A 16,109-nucleotide genomic window follows, 5' to 3' on the forward strand; every position below is an offset into this window, starting at 1 on the left:
CAAGGTGATTGGCTGATCGAGCATCAGGGTTTTCATTTCGCCTGATAAAAACGTGATTGGCTCGCTATCCGAGCCGGCGTGGCTGTGCCAACCTTTGCGGCACATCCACGACATGGACGGCGATCACTTGAAAGCGCTCATTGTGTTTGGGGCCTTGCTGCTCAGCATGCCTCTGTCTGCCGCACAGCTGAATCTGGAGCTGGGCGCGAGTTCTCGCACCTGGCAGACCGAGCAATTGCTCAAGCATCCTCAGGTTCAGACCATCACGATCACCAACGACGTTTCCTACAAACGGGACATGAGCTATCGCGCCGTGCCGTTGGCGGCGTTGTTGACGGGCATCAAGTCTGACGATCATCTGCAAGCCGTGGCCCTGGACGGTTTTGCCGCCGAACTGGCCGCCGCACCGTTGCTCAATACCCAAGGCGCGCGGGCCTGGCTGGCGATTGAAGACCCGGCCAAGCCGTGGCCACCGTTGTCAGAGGGCAAGCACAGTGCGGGACCGTTTTATCTGGTCTGGACCGATCCGCAAACGGGCAATATCAGCCCCGAGCAATGGCCGTTCGAAGTCGCGAGCATCAAGCGCATGGCCCCGGTGGCCGAGCGCTTCCCTGCCCTGCTGCCCGATCCTGCGCTGAAGGCGGATGATCCGGTAAACAAGGGTTTTGCGCTGTTTCAGAAGAACTGCCTGGCCTGCCATCGACTCAACGGCGCGGGGGATGCGCAGTTCGGGCCGGACCTGAATATTCCGTTCAACCCGACCGAGTATTTCGGCGCGGATTTCCTCAAGCGCTACATTCGTGATCCGCAGAGCTTGCGTCAGTGGCCACAGGCGAAGATGCCGGCGTTCGCGACGACGGTATTACCGGAGGGGGATCTGGAGTTGTTGGTGGGGTATTTGAAGCATATGGCGGGGCGCAAGGTGAAGCCCTGAAGACATCCCTCCCTGTCAGTGATCGTTCCCACGCTCCGCGTGGGAATGCGCCCGTGACGCTCTGCGTCACATCCAAAGCCGAACGCGGAGCGTCCGTGGAGGCATTCCCACGCAGAGCGTGGGAACGATCGGTGGCAGGTTACTGCTGTTGCACCGAAATCACCGGCGCTGGCGTCGGCGAGACAAACACCTTCGCATGCATCTGCTCGCACCCGCCACCACGACGCATGCCGCGTACCGGGCAGGCGTCGAGATAATCCAGGCCCACCGCCAGTTTCAGGTGACGCTCGGGCCGCGCCAGTTCATTGGTCACGTCGAAGCTGTACCAGGCGTCATCCAGCCAGGCTTCCGCCCAGGCGTGACTGGCCAGGTGTTCGCTGTTCTCGCTGTACAAATAGCCCGACACATAACGCGAAGGAATGCCCAGGCTGCGAGCGCAGGCGAGAAACGCGTGGGTGTGGTCCTGACAGACGCCCGAGCGCCCCGCGAAGGCCTGCGCGGCACTGGTGTCTACTTCCGTGGAACCCGGCGTGTAGGTCATGTGCTGGTTCAGGCCATGCATCAAATCGATCAGCGCCGTACGATCCCGGCGTTGTTTGCAGGCCTTCTCGGCGAATGCGCGCAGCGCTTCGTCGGCCTCGGTCAGGCGCGTGAAGCGCAGGAACGGCAGCGCCGACTGGCTTTCATGTTCGGCTTCGCGCAGTTCGTCGATGTCCACCTGCCCTCGGGCGCCGATGATGATCGCTTCGTGAGGTTCGTCCAGGGTCAGCACATGCAGAATGTTGCCGAACGGATCGAGTTGCGCGCGCACCGGGCGTGGCAGGTCGAGCTGCCAGCTGAGCACGTGTTGGCGCTCGCTGTCGTGAGGGGTCAGTCGCAGGTACTGGATGCTCGCCCGCACCTGATCTTCGTAGTGATAGGTGGTCTCGTGGCTAATGGAAAGTCTCATGCAGCCTCCAGGTAGGAACTGTGTATGGCGTTGCCCAACTGGCGCACCAGCGGGATGAACTCGGTCAGCCAGGCATGCAGGCCTTCGTCGAGGATTTCGTTGATACCGGTGTAGCGCAGGCGTGCGTCCATTTCTGCGGCCAGGCGTTGCGCGGGACGGCCGTTGGCTCCCGGCAATTGGGCGAGGATCTGGTCGATTTCTTCGGTGCAGGCCCGCAGCGATCGCGGCACGTCGGCGCGCAGCAGCAACAACTCGGCCACGTGCCGGGCGCCGGGGGCGTCGCGGTAAATCTCGGTGTAAGCCTCAAACGACGACAAGGCCCGCAGCAAGGCGCTCCACTGATAATAGGCGTGAGCCGTGCCGTCGCTGACCGCTTCGGCCTGATCGCCGGCCATTTCGTAACGGGCGTCGAGCAGACGCAAGGTGTTGTCAGCCCTTTCGATAAAGGTGCCCAGACGAATGAAGCGGAACGCGTCGTTACGCATGATGGTGCCGTAGGAGGCGCCGCGGAACAGGTGGGAACGTTCCTTGATCCACTCACAGAAACGGCTCATGCCGTAGCGACTCAAGCCCTGCTCGGCGATCCCGCGAATCTCCAGCCAGGTGGCGTTGATGTTTTCCCACATGTCAGCGGTGATTCGCCCACGCACCGCATGGGCGCTGGCTCGCGCGGCACCGAGGCAGCTGTAGATGCTCGCCGGGTTGGCCGCATCCAGGGCGAAAAAATGCAGCAGCCGTTCGGCATGCAGATCGCCGTGGCGCTCCAGGTAATCGTCCAGAGTGCCGGTGATCAGCAACGGCATGGCGAGTTCGTGCAAGCCGTCGCCACGACCGTCCTGAGGCATCAGTGACAGCGAATAACTGATGTCGAGCATCCGTGCGAGGTTTTCGGCCCGCTCCAGGTAACGCGACATCCAATACAGATCCGAGGCAGTTCTACTTAACATGACAGGCTTCCTTCAATCCTCGACCACCCAGGTGTCCTTGGTTCCGCCGCCCTGGGAGGAGTTCACCACCAGGGAGCCTTCGCGCAAGGCGACACGGGTCAAACCGCCGGGCACAACCCGGGTTTCGCGGCCAGACAATACAAACGGACGCAGGTCGATATGGCGTGGAGCGATGCCGTTTTCGACAAAGGTCGGACAGGTCGATAAAGACAACGTCGGTTGGGCGATGTACGCGTGGGGCTTGGCTTTGATCCGCTCACGGAAAGATTCGATTTCCGCCGCCGTCGCCGCCGGCCCCACCAGCATTCCGTAACCACCGGAGCCCTGGGTTTCCTTGACCACCAGTTCTGGAAGATTGGCCAGCACGTGGGACAGCTCAGAGGGATTACGACACTGCCATGTCGGTACGTTCTTCAGGATCGGCTCTTCATCCAGATAGAAACGAATCATGTCCGTGACGAAGGGGTACACCGACTTGTCATCCGCGACCCCGGTGCCGATGGCATTCGCCAGCACCACGTTGCCGGAACGGTAGGACGACAGCAGACCTGGAACGCCGAGCATCGAGTCCGGGTTGAACGCCAACGGATCGAGGAAGGCATCGTCGAGGCGACGATAGATCACGTCGACAGCTTTCGGCCCGTCCGTGGTGCGCATGAACACCTTGTCATCACGCACGAACAGGTCCGCGCCTTCCACCAGTTCGACACCCATTTCCCGGGCCAGAAATGCATGCTCGAAAAACGCGCTGTTGAAGCGACCCGGCGTCAGTACCACCACGCTCGGGTTGTCGATCGGGCTGGAGCTTTTCAAGGTGTCGAGCAACAGGTTCGGATAGTGGTCGATCGGCGCGATGCGCTGGGCTGCGAACAATTCGGGGAACAATCGCATCATCATCTTGCGATCTTCGAGCATGTAGCTCACGCCGCTGGGGGTACGAAGATTGTCTTCGAGCACGTAGTACGTGCCGTCGCCATCGCGCACCAGGTCGACGCCGGAAATGTGCGAATAGATATCGCGGTGCAGATCCAGCCCCTGCATCGCCAACTGGTATTGCTCGTTGGCCAGCACTTGCTCGGCCGGGATGATGCCGGCCTTGATGATGCGCTGCTCGTGATAGAGATCGGCAAGGAACATGTTCAATGCCTTGACCCGCTGAATGCAGCCGCGCTCGACGACCCGCCATTCACTGGCGGGGATACTGCGGGGAATGGTGTCGAAGGGAATCAGGCGCTCTGTCCCTTGCTCATCACCATAGAGCGTGAATGTAATCCCGGCACGATGAAATAACAGATCGGCCTCGCGTCGCCGTTGTGCCAAAAGCTCGTCAGGCGTTTCGGCCAGCCAACGGGCAAACTCCCGATAATGCGGGCGGACCTGGCCGCCGGCATCGTACATCTCATCAAAATAGGTGCGGATCATGCCGTACTCCTTGTCACCCGGACATCCAGACCTTCGCAAGGCCCGTGCCATCGGCATAAACGCTTTGATATCAATCAGTTGGATAATGACGTAACACACACCGCACCAATTCTGTGCGGTAAATGCCCCAACCTGATTGCCCCCGCTTCATGGCGAAGCAATGCTGTCGCCTATCAGCAGCATAGCCAGAGTTGATTTCACTGCCCGAGGGGCGATGCGGATAATCCGCGCATTCGCTGGAAAACCTGACCGAAACTTCCCTTTAGCCGCCTGCTCAGGCGGTTTTTTTTGTTTTTTTGAAACGTTATGAATCAAAAACCCAGATCAAAAGATCGCAGCCTCGTTTCACCTGTAGGAGCTGTGTAGGAGCTGTCGAGTGAAACGAGGCTGCGATCTTTGGCCTTTGCAAACCGCGAAAACGAAAACGGCCAACCCAAAGGTCAGCCGTTGCTGAGTGTTGTCACTGTTCATAAAGTTATGCGAGTAGCCCTCGTACCTCCTGCTTGACGCCCCATCCTTCGATGATACCGCCCAGAGGCTCGACCACCGCCTCGAAGTCCTGCTCAAAGTCGCCGATACCGTCGTAGGTGGCGTACATCACTTTGCTCAGTTCCAGATGCCACGCGCCGTCATCGCGCACGCTGATCTGGGCATTCAAGGATTCACCACAAAAATGACCTGCCGCCCTGCGTGCCCGCTCCTCGTCCGGGAAAATGGCGTAGAACTCGATGGGATGGAATCGTGAAAAGTCGAAACCGCCTTCTTTCATGCGGCGCAACACGCTGCTGCTGATGTCTTCTTGATAGGCTGTGCTCATGAAACGTCCCCCTCAGACTGATGGATAGACTTTCCGTATTCCCTGCACTTTCAACCGATTGGTGAGAGCGATACGGCAACAGAGGTTGCCGACGGGAAACAAGCATGTAGCTGACAAGACCAGACCTTAGCGAGTCATTCGCTGATCTCGCTTGCAGAGTAGCCCCAAGATAGAGCTGCTGCCAAGGTCTGGGTGTGAATGTGACAAGAGGTGTATCAGATCGGGGTAATACTGATGATTTCAATGCTGTTCTGGGATTTCAGGCTTTTGACGGTCGGATCATCGGTACGACCCTCCAGATCATTGAGATCCAGTTCGGCAGCGATCGGAAGGCGTCGGGCGCGAATGAGTTTGGCGGCTTGCTCGCTATTCGGGCATTCCTCGCACTCGAAGAGTTCGTCCACTGTTTCACCGTGATCATCCACGAAAGTGATTTTCCACTTTTGCATCGGTGCCTCCTCGATAAAACCCATGGATGGGCTTACTTCTATCTGGACTTTAGCCCTGATTGATCGTTCAACGGATTACCGCGTGTCGGCATGAATAAACACAGAACCTGAGGGAGCGGGCTTGCTCGCGAAAGCGGTTTGTCTGTTACATCGATGCTGAATGTGTCGACGTCTTCGCGAGCAAGCCCGCTCCCACAAGGGAAATGCGTTGTGCTTGAGGATGCAGTCAGATCCGCACGTTACCTCGTGGCCCGGCGATGGCCCAGATGATCAGGCCCAGGACCGGCAGCAGCAGGATCAATAGCACCCAGATGATTTTCATCCCGGTCTCGGCGCCACTTTTAAGCACGTTGATGATGGCCCAGATATCCAGGGCAAGAATAATCAGGCCAACCAGGCTGTTGAACGTGGAACCCATGGTGACGCTCCCGAAGAGTGGTATGCCCTCTTAGGATAGTCGGGCCTTGCGAGGGTTCCGTTTTATTACCGTTCTGGACAGCTTCAGACGTGGATTGCCACTTTCAGGGCTTCCAGCGATGGCGCTGCGGCGATGCCGACTTCGGCGCACAACTCCAGCACCCGTGGCACGTCGTTACCGTAGACCAGCACCACTTGCAGCTCGTCGTCGAGCAACTGGCTGAAGTTCATCAGCGTGTAACCGCCGTTTTCCTTGTTCATGCTGCTCATCTGCACCTGAATGCGATTGAGCGCCGTCAGGGCTTCGGTCTTGGCCAGTTGCTTGGGTTTGATGTTGAAATCGACGCCGGGGCCGAACGAAGCGACGATTTGCGCAAACAGGTCCATGTAGGTGTCAGCCTGGAACAGCACGGTTTCCGGCAAGCTGCCGACGACTACCCACTCACCCAACGGGATCGGGAAGGTGTCGTCGTAGTTGATGTCCGGATTGGCCGTCAGAAAAGCTTCTGGATCGGCGTAGGCCTGAGCCGCTTCGTCAGCGACTTTCAGGATTTCGTCATCGCTCATGCACCCGGAGCTGATTTTGCTGATGAGTTCGACGAGTGCGGCTTTCATGAGGTGGATCCTGTAGCGAGGGAGATTTGAGGGCGCGAAGGATAGCGCATTACATGTAGGAGCGAGGCTTGCCCGCGAAGAAGATGATGCGATTCAACTGGGAAACCGGGTTATCGTTCTTCGCAGGCAAGCCTCGCTCCTACGGATTTGAGGTCAGGACAGAAGTTTCTGCAATTGTGCGGTGGTATCCACCGCCCCCATGGTTTTGGCCGCGTCCAGCGCGGATACGCCGTTGGCATCCTTGGCCTTCGGGTCAGCGCCTTTACTGATCAGGTAGTCGATGATTTCGACGCGGTTGAACATTGCCGCCATCATCAACGCAGTGCGACCGTCGAAGGACGAACCTTCCACTTGCGCGCCACCTTCCACCAACGCCTTGACCACCGCCAGATCACCTTTGAATGCCGCGCCGGCAATCGGGCTCTGGCCGTTGTCGTTGCGGATTTCAGGATCAGCCTTGTGCTCGAGCAGGACCTTTACCGTTTCGACATGGCCGTGGTACGCGGCGAGCATCAGCAAGGTATCGCCCTTGTGGTTGCGCAGGTTCGGCGGCAAGCCCTTGGTCAGCAGCGCAGCCATCATGGCCGCATCGCCCTCGCGCGCTTTGTTGAACACCTGTTCGGCAAATTCAGCAGCCTCTTCAGGCGTCATCTGGCGGCTTTTGTCTGACATTGGGGACTCCACATTCGGTCAATCGGAAAAGCCGATAGTTTCCCGAGCAGTCTGGAACCTGTCACTTCTTTTTTCTCATGAATGGCCATAGCTACATTTAATAAGAGCCGCATTCAATAACGGTGCTTGCCGTCCTGGATATCCGCCAGCACCTGCTCGGTGACTTGCACGTAAGTCTGGGTACCCGGCAACCAGGCGTAAATGGGGTCATCGCCGGTTTTGTTCGGGTCGAAGGCTTCGTTCTTGAGCCGGGTTTTCTGGTATTTGAAGGTCCCGGTGGTTTCCATTTTCACTTTCACCCGTAGGAAAAGTGGCACCGCATAGGCAGGCATTTGCTGCCTGGCGAAAGCCAGTAACTCGCTGAAATCCAGGGTCGCCAGGGATTCAGCCGGCGTGATTGCTGCCATCCCGGCACGCCCGTTGGTGTTGTGGATTTCCACGCCATAAGCCACGGCTTCGGCGATCTGCGGATGTTGCAACAGGATGTTTTCGACCTCGGTGGTCGAGACGTTTTCGCCCTTCCAGCGGTAGGTGTCGCCCAAACGGTCGACAAACTGCGCATGGCCAAAACCGATGTTGCGCAGCAGATCACCGGTATTGAAGTAGCGGTCGCCCTTCTTGAACACGTCGTGGAGCACGACTTTTGCGGTCTTCTGCGGATCGGTGTAGCCGTCCAGCGGCGCCTTGTCGTCGATCCTCGCCAGCAGCAAACCCTGCTCGCCCTTGGCCACTTTGCGCATGAAACCCTTGGTATCTCGCGTGGGGGCACCGCTGTCGTGGTCGTACGCCACCAGTTCCCAGGCCATCAGGGAAAAACCGATGGTGTTGTCGAAGTTGAGGATGTTGGTGAAGCCGATATTGCCATCGCTGGCGGCGTACAGCTCGCAGATATGGTCAACGGCAAAACGCGTCTTGAACTCGCTCCACGCGCCGGGGCGCAGGCCATTGCCGATCATCTTCGTCACGCTGTGGCGACTGTCGTCGACGCTGTGCGGTTGATCCACCAGGTAGCGGCACAATTCGCCGACATAACCGAGGGTGGTCGCCCGGTATTTGCGCACGTCACTCCAGAACTGGCTGGCGCTGAACTTGCGGCGGATGGCAAACCCCGACGCCCCGCTGATTGCCGAGCCCCAGCACACGCAGAGCCCGGTGGCGTGGTACAGCGGCAAGGTGCAATAGACGACGTCCTGCGGCTGCATGTCCAGGGCAATCAGCCCGAAGCTGGCGGAGCTGCGCATCCAACGGCCATGTTTGAACACCCCGGCTTTGGGCAACCCGGTGGTGCCCGAGGTATAAATGTAGAAACAAGGATCGTCGAGAAAAACCTGCTGGCTGCTGACGGGGTTATCGCTGCACGCTTGGGCGCTAGCCGTCATCAGGTTGATGAAGCCATCGGGCGAATTGCCCGGATCACGATAAGTGTCTTGATCAGCGACAAACCAGGTGCGCGCCGCGTCGATGGACACCCGCTCGCGAACCGCATTGAAGACCGCAACCAGCTCTTCTCCGACCACGATCGCTACCGGCGCCACCAGGTTCAGGCTATGGGCCAGGGTATCGCGGGTCTGGGAGGTATTGAGCAAGGCGCTGATCGCGCCGACCTTGGCCACCGCCAATATTGTCACCAACAGTTCCGGACGGTTTTCGATAAAAATCGCCACCACATCGCCCTTGCCGATGCCTTGGGCAATCAGGTGATGGGCGATGCGATTGGCCCACTGATTGACCTGTGCATAAGTGAGCGCCACCTCGCCCTGCAGCAAGGCCGGGCCCTCGGGGTTGCGCAACGTCGCCTGCTCGAAGCTCCAGCCGAGGCCACACGGTTGGGTCGGGTCCTTGACGTTGGCGGCTTTCATGCCCTTCACCACGCGAGGAATGGCTTTGGCAATGGAAGGCAGCTTGCGGAGCATCATGCCCCAGGTAATCGTGTCGTTCAGCGTGCGGCTCATTGATGCTCCCGTTCGAGTTTCTTATTGTCGGGTGGCGTTGTTTGAGGCCGAAAATACGTCAGCGGTTCTTGAGCTGTACACGCGGTTTTTGCAATGTTTTGTATCCGGAACCCTGGCGTATCGATTGGTTCCATCGAATTCGCGACCGACCACGCAAAATGCAGGATGCACGATGGCCATTCATGCAGATTGCACGAAAGCATAGAAACACAATTTTTATAACTTATTGATTTATAAGAATTTTTAAAAAATCAGGTGCTGGCACAATCACTGCAACTACCTCTCCATGTAGCCCTTCAAAGCACTCACGGAGCTGATAGACATGAGCCTGATCCAGGAAAAATTTTCGTCGCTATTCTCCAACTTCGAAGTGACCACCCAGCCACGGCCTGACGGCGGCATTCTGCTGACCCTGCGCAGTACGGACGGCAAAGTCTTCAAACGTTCGATTTCCTACCAGCAACTGCATGCCGGCGATCAGCTGTCGTGGGTGATCAGCGCGATACGTCGTGACGTCGCCGAACAGGCCAGCGAACTGCCGCAGATCTCCATGCTGCAAAGCCAGCAACGGTTCGCCTTGCCGACCTATCACTCGGTTTAAACGTTACATCGCTACAAACAAACAGGCCGTGAGCGCTTCTGCGTCACGGCCTGAGTTGTTTCTGGCTTTGCACAACCCAGGTTACGTGGTTTACAGGGCAGAAGGCGGGAGCAACGATTGGCCTCTACTCAGTCCTCGAGACGCGGGAAGCGGCTGGCGATATCGTCGCCGGTGAAATCGGCCACCCTGCCTTCGGGGTTGTTGAACAGACGGATGGCGACGAAATGCGGGTGCTCGCCCATGTCGAACCAATGCAGCGTACCGGCAGGCACCAGGATCAGGTCATTTTTCTCGCAGAGCACGGCGTAGACGTAATCGCCGATGTGCAGGGAGAACAAACCACGGCCAGCGACGAAAAATCGTACTTCGTCTTCAGCGTAACGGTGTTCATCGAGGAACTTGGCGCGCAGTTCGGCTTTTTGCGGCTGATCGCTGTTCAAACTGACGACGTCGACAGTGAGGTAACCGCGCTCGGTCATCAATTTATCGATTTGCTCCTGATACGCGGCGATCAATTCTTCCTGGCTGGCGCCGGGCTGGATTTTCGCCGTGGCTTTCCAACGGTCGAAGCGCACGCCCTGCTCGGCCAGGGTCGAGGCGATGTCCTCGAGGTGGGTCAGGACTTTGTTTGGTATTTCAGGGCTGGAGACGTGATAAACGGACAGGCTGCTCATTCTGGGCAACTCCTTAACGGTTCATGCTTCATGGTTCGAGAGCGAGCGCGTCTTCAACTCGCACTCGAACAAAAATTCAAAGGCCTCGATCGGTCGCAGTGCGTCGCTCATGCGCCCGCCCCACGTCGATGATTTCCCGGGCGAGATAATCGCAGGCCAGGCTCATGGCCTGTCCTCTTGCATACGTGTGGCAATGATAACGGCAGCGGCGAAGGCTGCGAGACTGGCAATACTAAAGGTCAATGTGGCACCGAGGGCATTCCAGCTGTAACCGGAATACAACGCGCCCAATGCGCCGCCGGTGCCGGCCAGCGCGGCATACAACGCCTGGCCCTGGCCTTGCTGACGCGCGCCGAAGCTACGTTGCACGAACTGGATAGCAGCCGCGTGAAAGCTGCCAAAGGTGGCGGCGTGCAGCACTTGGGCGAACAGCAACACCCAGAGGAATTCAGCAAACGAACCGAGCAACAACCAACGCAACGCCGCCAGCAGGAAACTCGCCAGCAGCACCCGGCGCACCGAGAAGCGCGCAAGGATCTTGCTCATGGCCAGAAACATCAAGACTTCGGCAACCACACCGACCGCCCAGAGCATGCCGATCAGCCCACGACTGTAACCAAGTTGCTCAAGGTGCAGGGTCACAAAGGTGTAATACGGCCCGTGACTCATCTGCATCAGCGCCACGCAAGCGTAGAACGCCAACACCCCGGGGTTACGCAATTGCTGGAGGAATCCCTCCCCCGCCAACCGTTCACTCTGAACCGGTTGCGCGTTGGGTACCCACAAACTGCTGACGACGATCCCGGCCATGATCAGCACCAGCGCCACCGGATAGATGTCCAGGCTAAGCCACTCGAACAACCGGCCGAGGGCGACCACGGTGATGATGAAACCGATGGAACCCCACAAGCGAATCTGACTGTAGCGAGATGTCTGCCCCTGCAAATGCGCCAGGGTGATGACTTCGAACTGCGGCAACACCGCGTGCCAGAAGAACGCGTGCAAGGCCATGACCATTGCCAGCCACGCGTAGCTTTTGCTGACGAAAATCAGTGAGAAGGTCAGCAGCGTACAGACCGCGCCGAACCGCACGATGGCCAGCCGTCGCCCGGTGTAGTCACCGAGCCAGCCCCAGATGTTCGGCGCCACGCAGCGCATCAACATCGGGATCGCCACCAGTTCGCCAATGCGCGCACTGGAAAAGCCCAGGTGATCGAAGTACAGCGCCAGGAATGGCGCTGTCGAACCGAGCAAGGCGAAATAGAACAGGTAGAAACTGGAAAGCCGCCAATACGGAAGCGCCGTCACGTCGTCAGGCCCCGGCGGCTATGAGGCTCTGCACAAAAACTGCCTGCGCGACGAGTTTTCGTACAGACCCTGCCTCAGCCATTAAAGCTGACCCAGCACCGGAGTGCTCACGCGCACATCGACGTTCTGCCCGCGGTGACGCAGCAGGTGATCCATCAATACGATAGCCATCATCGCTTCGGCAATCGGCGTGGCGCGGATGCCGACGCACGGGTCGTGACGGCCCTTGGTGACGACCTCAACCGGGTTGCCATGGATGTCGATCGAACGGCCCGGTGTGGTGATGCTCGATGTCGGCTTAAGCGCCAGGTGCGCCACGATCGGCTGACCGGACGAGATGCCACCGAGAATGCCGCCGGCGTTGTTGCTGAGGAAACCTTCCGGGGTCATTTCATCACGGTGTTCGGTGCCGCGCTGGGCGATGCTGGCAAAACCGGCGCCGATCTCAACGCCTTTGACCGCGTTGATGCTCATCAGCGCGTGGGCCAGTTCGGCGTCGAGGCGGTCGAAGATCGGCTCACCGAGGCCCGGCATCACGCCTTCGGCAACCACGGTGATTTTCGCGCCGACCGAATCCTGGTCGCGACGCAACTGGTCCATATAGGCTTCCAGCTCCGGCACTTTGTCCGGGTCGGGGCTGAAGAAGGCGTTTTCTTCCACCGAATCCCAGGTCTTGAACGGGATTTCGATCGGGCCGAGCTGGCTCATGTAGCCACGAATGACGATGCCTTGGGTGGCCAGGTACTTTTTCGCAATTGCCCCTGCCGCCACGCGCATGGCGGTTTCACGGGCCGAACTGCGACCGCCGCCGCGATAATCGCGCTCGCCGTATTTGTGGTGGTAGGTGTAGTCGGCGTGGGCCGGGCGGAACAGATCCTTGATTGCCGAATAGTCCTTGGACTTCTGGTCAGTGTTGCGGATCAACAGGCCGATGGCGCAACCGGTGGTGCGGCCTTCGAACACGCCAGAGAGGATTTCGACTTCGTCGGCTTCCTGGCGCTGGGTGGTGTGGCGGCTGGTGCCGGGCTTGCGGCGGTCCAGATCGCGCTGCAGATCCTCAAGGGAAATCCCCAGGCCCGGCGGGCAGCCATCGACAATGGCGACCAACGCCGGGCCATGGCTTTCGCCCGCAGTGGTGACAGTGAACAGCTTGCCGTAGGTATTGCCGGACATGCGGGACGCTCCGTGAAATCGAAACTGAAATACGTAATGCGCGCCAGTATACGCAGGCTACCCGACTAGTTCATCCTCGAACCTTATGGGTGCTTGCGAGTCCAACCGGCACCTTGTTGATGATGGCGTGATGATGCTGCGAGTTCTAGCCTTGAGCCTTACCTTGTTTACCGGCTTTGCACAGGCCACTGTCCTACAACGTCCCATCACATTGGACACGGGCAGCGGTGAGCTTTTCGGCTCGCTGTTGCTGCCCAAGTCCGACACGCCAGTGCCGGTTGTCCTGATCATTTCCGGCTCCGGTCCTACGGATCGTGACGGAAACAACCCCGACGGCGGACGCAATGACAGCCTCAAACGGCTGGCCTGGGTGCTGGCCAAACACAACATCGCCAGCGTGCGCTACGACAAACGCGGCGTGGCGGCGAGCCTGGCTGCGACTCCAGACGAACGTAATCTGTCGGTGGAGGCCTATGTGGCCGACGCCGAAGCCTGGGGCCACAAGCTCAAAACCGATCCTCGTTTTGGCAAACTGATTTTGCTCGGCCACAGCGAAGGTGCGTTGATCGCTAGCCTGGCGGCGCCGAATGTCGATGCCGCAGCGGTAATTTCCATGTCCGGCAGCGCCCGGCCGATCGATCAGGTACTGCGCCAGCAATTGAGCAATCGCCTGCCGCCACCGTTGATGCTGCGCAGCAATGAACTGCTCGACAGCCTCAAGGCCGGCCACACCGACGACAACGTACCACCGCAATTGCAGGTGATTTTCCGCCCCAGCGTGCAGCCGTATCTGATCTCACTATTCCGCCAAGACCCGGCGGCGGCCTTCGGCAAATTGAAAATGCCGGCGCTGATCATCCAGGGCAGCAACGACATTCAGGTCGGCGTGGGTGACGCCAGAGCACTCAAGGCCGCAAAACCGGACGCCGAACTGGCGCTGATCGAAGGGATGAACCACGTGATGCGCATCGTGCCCAACGATGTGAAGCGGCAATTGGCCTCCTATAAAGATCCGCAATTACCACTGGCGGCCGAACTCGGCGCGCGAGTCCTCGAGTTTATTGACGGACTTCGCGCCAGTTAACCGAGGTCAGGGGACGTTCTCAACTAGTTTTCACGCCGCGCCGGGCCCGCTTTAAGGCGACAACGCGGCGTGAAAACTAGTTGAGAACTCCCCCTAGCCCTCCAGTCCTGAAAAAAACGGCCGATAAGCCTTTGTCGCCAGCGCACTGGCTGGCGGCAAGCAGGGCTTGGACAGGATCTCGCCGTTATGACTGATACCCAGACTTCACCCGACACCACCGCTGAAAAAGACGCACCGCCAGCGGTCGAGCTGCCGTGGGCGGACGTCCACGTCGAGCACCATAAAATGCTCCGCCTGGCGCCGCTGCAAACCGACCGCAACACCGGTGGGCGGCCGTTGCGCTTTGTCGAATTCGGTTACGCCGAACGCAATAGCAAGGAACACAGCCTGCTGCGCATGACCATCAAGCTGCCGGGCCAGCGGGTGCGCAAAGAACAGAATCATCTGGATGTCTGGGTTGATCACGCTGCCAAACGCGTGCATTTCGGCCCGGAAAGTGGCTTGCAGATCGAGCCGATGAACCGTGGCATCGGGCGTTATATGGCCGCTCAGGGCATTACGTGGGCGAAGAAAAGATGGCCCGCCTACACCGTCGACGGCACTGACCTGAACAACAAGGATGCGCTGAACGAAGACACTCGCCTACGCCGCGATCACTTTCTGCGGGTGCACGGTTTTGACGTGGTCTACGCCGACGCCCAGCATTTGAAGGGCAGCGTTAAAGAGGTGTCGGTCGGTGATTTGCTCGGCGACTGGAACAGCGAAAAGTTGCAGCAGGTAGAAATCCTCGAAGCTGCGCAGATGCTCCAGCAAGCCGAGCAGAACCTGGCGGAACAGGAAGTCAAACTGAAGAAGCACGAAGAAAAAGTCAGCAAGTACAAACGCGAAGACGCCGGGCTGCGTTTTACCATTACCTGTCTGGTGGCGTTTGCGGTGTTTCAGGCGGGGTTGTTGATCTGGATTGCTACGCACCGCTGAAGGTTTTAGACCGCGGCGCGGCCATCGCGGGCAAGCCTCGCTCCCACAGGTTTTGTGTTGTGCCCAATTGATCTGGCACACACAAAACCTGTAGGAGCGAGGCTTGCCCGCGAAGGCTTTCTCAGGTCAGACGCGAGAAGCGAACAACGCCTGATGATCGCGGCACTGCTCCGCCGTCAGCATGAACACCCCATGCCCACCGCGCTCGAACTCCAGCCAGGCGAAGTCGACTTCCGGGTACAGCGCCTCGACGTGAACCTGGCTGTTACCCACCTCGACAATCAGCAAACCTTTCTCGGTCAGATGATCCGCCGCTTCGGCGAGCATGCGGCGCACCAGGTTCAAACCGTCGTCGCCACAGGCCAGGCCCAGCTCCGGTTCGTGCTGATATTCGTCCGGCATGTCGGCGAAATCTTCCGCATCGACGTAGGGCGGGTTCGACACAATCAGGTCGAAACGTTGACCCGGCAAGCCATCAAAACCATCGCCCTGAACGGTGAACACCCGCTCATCGACACCGTGGCGCTCGATGTTCTGGTTCGCCACTTCCAGCGCTTCGAACGACAGGTCGGCCAGCACCACTTCGGCGTTCTGAAACTCGTAAGCACAGGCGATGCCGATGCAACCGGAACCGGTGCACAGGTCGAGAATGCGCGCAGGTTCGGCGCCGAGCCACGGTTCAAAACGCTTTTCGATCAGCTCGCCAATGGGCGAACGCGGGATTAGTACGCGCTCGTCGACAATGAACGACATGCCACAGAACCAGGCTTCGCCCAGCAGGTAAGCGGTCGGAATGCGCTCTTCGATGCGACGTTTGAGCAGGCGCTGCAAGTTGACCAGTTCGTCCTCTTCCAGATTGCAGTCGAGGTAGCTATCAGCGATTTCCCACGGCAAGTGCAGCGCACCCAACACCAGTTGACGGGCTTCGTCCCAGGCGTTGTCGGTCCCATGGCCGAAAAACAGATCCTCCCCATGGAAGCGGCTGACGGCCCAACGGATATGGTCACGCAGGGTACGAAGTCGGGAAGTGATCACGGGGCAAACTCCAGAAAAAACGACTGACGATTCTAACAGCCAAAAGACGCCACGACGACGCAGGAAAAACACCGGACCAGAT

Annotated in this window: 17 protein-coding genes and 1 pseudogene; 4 read left to right on the top strand and 14 right to left on the bottom strand. The window is 58.9% G+C overall.

What is annotated here, in order from left to right:
- Positions 1-112: 112 nt before the first annotated feature.
- Positions 113-934, top strand: coding sequence for a c-type cytochrome (locus IB250_RS28155; protein ID WP_192347012.1), 822 nt, complete (start codon positions 113-115; stop codon positions 932-934).
- 139 nt (positions 935-1,073) lie between these two features.
- Here IB250_RS28155 and IB250_RS28160 read toward each other — a convergent pair whose 3' ends face one another.
- The 9 genes from IB250_RS28160 to IB250_RS28200 all read right to left on the bottom strand — a co-directional run bounded on the left by IB250_RS28160 (position 1,074) and on the right by IB250_RS28200 (position 9,174).
- Positions 1,074-1,883 (bottom strand): transglutaminase family protein, encoded by an 810-nt coding sequence (locus IB250_RS28160; protein ID WP_048394414.1) that lies wholly within the window; start codon positions 1,881-1,883, stop codon positions 1,074-1,076.
- Positions 1,880-2,830 carry an alpha-E domain-containing protein gene (locus IB250_RS28165; protein ID WP_010456611.1) on the bottom strand — a complete coding sequence of 317 codons (951 nt, stop codon included), beginning with the start codon at positions 2,828-2,830 and terminating at the stop codon, positions 1,880-1,882. Before IB250_RS28165 ends, IB250_RS28160 begins: the two co-directional genes overlap by 4 nt.
- 12 nt (positions 2,831-2,842) lie before the next feature.
- The gene (locus IB250_RS28170; protein WP_007902187.1) at positions 2,843-4,252 is read right to left on the bottom strand and encodes a circularly permuted type 2 ATP-grasp protein; all 1,410 of its coding nucleotides are present in this window, start codon (positions 4,250-4,252) and stop codon (positions 2,843-2,845) included.
- Between the two features lie 475 nt (positions 4,253-4,727).
- Positions 4,728-5,069 (bottom strand): ribonuclease E inhibitor RraB, encoded by a 342-nt coding sequence (locus IB250_RS28175; protein WP_007902188.1) that lies wholly within the window; start codon positions 5,067-5,069, stop codon positions 4,728-4,730.
- A 215-nt stretch (positions 5,070-5,284) separates the two neighbouring features.
- Positions 5,285-5,518: a hypothetical protein gene (locus IB250_RS28180; RefSeq protein WP_008073014.1), complete on the bottom strand. Its 234-nt coding sequence runs from the start codon at positions 5,516-5,518 to the stop codon at positions 5,285-5,287.
- A 226-nt stretch (positions 5,519-5,744) separates the two neighbouring features.
- Positions 5,745-5,936: a PLDc N-terminal domain-containing protein gene (locus IB250_RS28185; protein WP_007902193.1), complete on the bottom strand. Its 192-nt coding sequence runs from the start codon at positions 5,934-5,936 to the stop codon at positions 5,745-5,747.
- 83 nt (positions 5,937-6,019) lie between these two features.
- Positions 6,020-6,550, bottom strand: coding sequence for a hypothetical protein (locus IB250_RS28190; protein WP_008076371.1), 531 nt, complete (start codon positions 6,548-6,550; stop codon positions 6,020-6,022).
- A 153-nt stretch (positions 6,551-6,703) separates the two neighbouring features.
- Positions 6,704-7,222 carry an ankyrin repeat domain-containing protein gene (locus IB250_RS28195; protein ID WP_192346953.1) on the bottom strand — a complete coding sequence of 173 codons (519 nt, stop codon included), beginning with the start codon at positions 7,220-7,222 and terminating at the stop codon, positions 6,704-6,706.
- Positions 7,223-7,335: 113 nt separating this feature from the next.
- Positions 7,336-9,174, bottom strand: a complete 1,839-nt coding sequence (locus tag IB250_RS28200) for a long-chain-acyl-CoA synthetase (RefSeq protein WP_192346955.1) — start codon at positions 9,172-9,174, stop codon at positions 7,336-7,338.
- Positions 9,175-9,496: 322 nt separating this feature from the next.
- Here IB250_RS28200 and IB250_RS28205 point away from each other — a divergent pair, with 322 nt between their 5' ends.
- The gene (locus IB250_RS28205) at positions 9,497-9,775 is read left to right on the top strand and encodes a DUF3509 domain-containing protein (protein WP_007898807.1); all 279 of its coding nucleotides are present in this window, start codon (positions 9,497-9,499) and stop codon (positions 9,773-9,775) included.
- Between the two features lie 128 nt (positions 9,776-9,903).
- On the opposite strand, the gene IB250_RS28210 is transcribed toward IB250_RS28205, so the two are convergent.
- The 4 genes and pseudogenes from IB250_RS28210 to aroC form a co-directional block, all read right to left on the bottom strand.
- Positions 9,904-10,449, bottom strand: coding sequence for a 1,2-dihydroxy-3-keto-5-methylthiopentene dioxygenase (locus IB250_RS28210; protein ID WP_192346957.1), 546 nt, complete (start codon positions 10,447-10,449; stop codon positions 9,904-9,906).
- A gap of 21 nt (positions 10,450-10,470) precedes the next feature.
- Positions 10,471-10,575, bottom strand: a pseudogene (locus tag IB250_RS28785) (hypothetical protein); the annotation flags it as partial.
- Between the two features lie 36 nt (positions 10,576-10,611).
- A complete protein-coding gene (locus IB250_RS28215) occupies positions 10,612-11,757 on the bottom strand; it encodes an MFS transporter (RefSeq protein ID WP_192346959.1) in 1,146 nt (381 codons plus the stop codon).
- Between the two features lie 81 nt (positions 11,758-11,838).
- Positions 11,839-12,930, bottom strand: coding sequence for a chorismate synthase (aroC, locus tag IB250_RS28220; protein WP_192346961.1), 1,092 nt, complete (start codon positions 12,928-12,930; stop codon positions 11,839-11,841).
- Positions 12,931-13,015: 85 nt separating this feature from the next.
- On the opposite strand from aroC, the gene IB250_RS28225 reads away from it, so the two are divergent.
- Both IB250_RS28225 and IB250_RS28230 read left to right on the top strand, forming a co-directional pair.
- Positions 13,016-14,014, top strand: coding sequence for an alpha/beta hydrolase (locus tag IB250_RS28225; protein ID WP_192346963.1), 999 nt, complete (start codon positions 13,016-13,018; stop codon positions 14,012-14,014).
- Between the two features lie 186 nt (positions 14,015-14,200).
- Complete coding sequence (locus tag IB250_RS28230; protein ID WP_192346965.1) at positions 14,201-14,992, top strand: hypothetical protein; 792 nt, start codon at positions 14,201-14,203, stop codon at positions 14,990-14,992.
- A gap of 126 nt (positions 14,993-15,118) precedes the next feature.
- Here the strand turns inward: IB250_RS28230 and prmB are convergent, their stop codons facing one another.
- Positions 15,119-16,027 carry a 50S ribosomal protein L3 N(5)-glutamine methyltransferase gene (gene prmB / locus IB250_RS28235; protein WP_008005645.1) on the bottom strand — a complete coding sequence of 303 codons (909 nt, stop codon included), beginning with the start codon at positions 16,025-16,027 and terminating at the stop codon, positions 15,119-15,121.
- Between the last annotated feature and the right edge of the window lie 82 nt (positions 16,028-16,109).

The sequence above is a fragment of the Pseudomonas sp. PDM09 genome (genome assembly GCF_014852305.1).
Lineage (GTDB): Bacteria > Pseudomonadota > Gammaproteobacteria > Pseudomonadales > Pseudomonadaceae > Aquipseudomonas.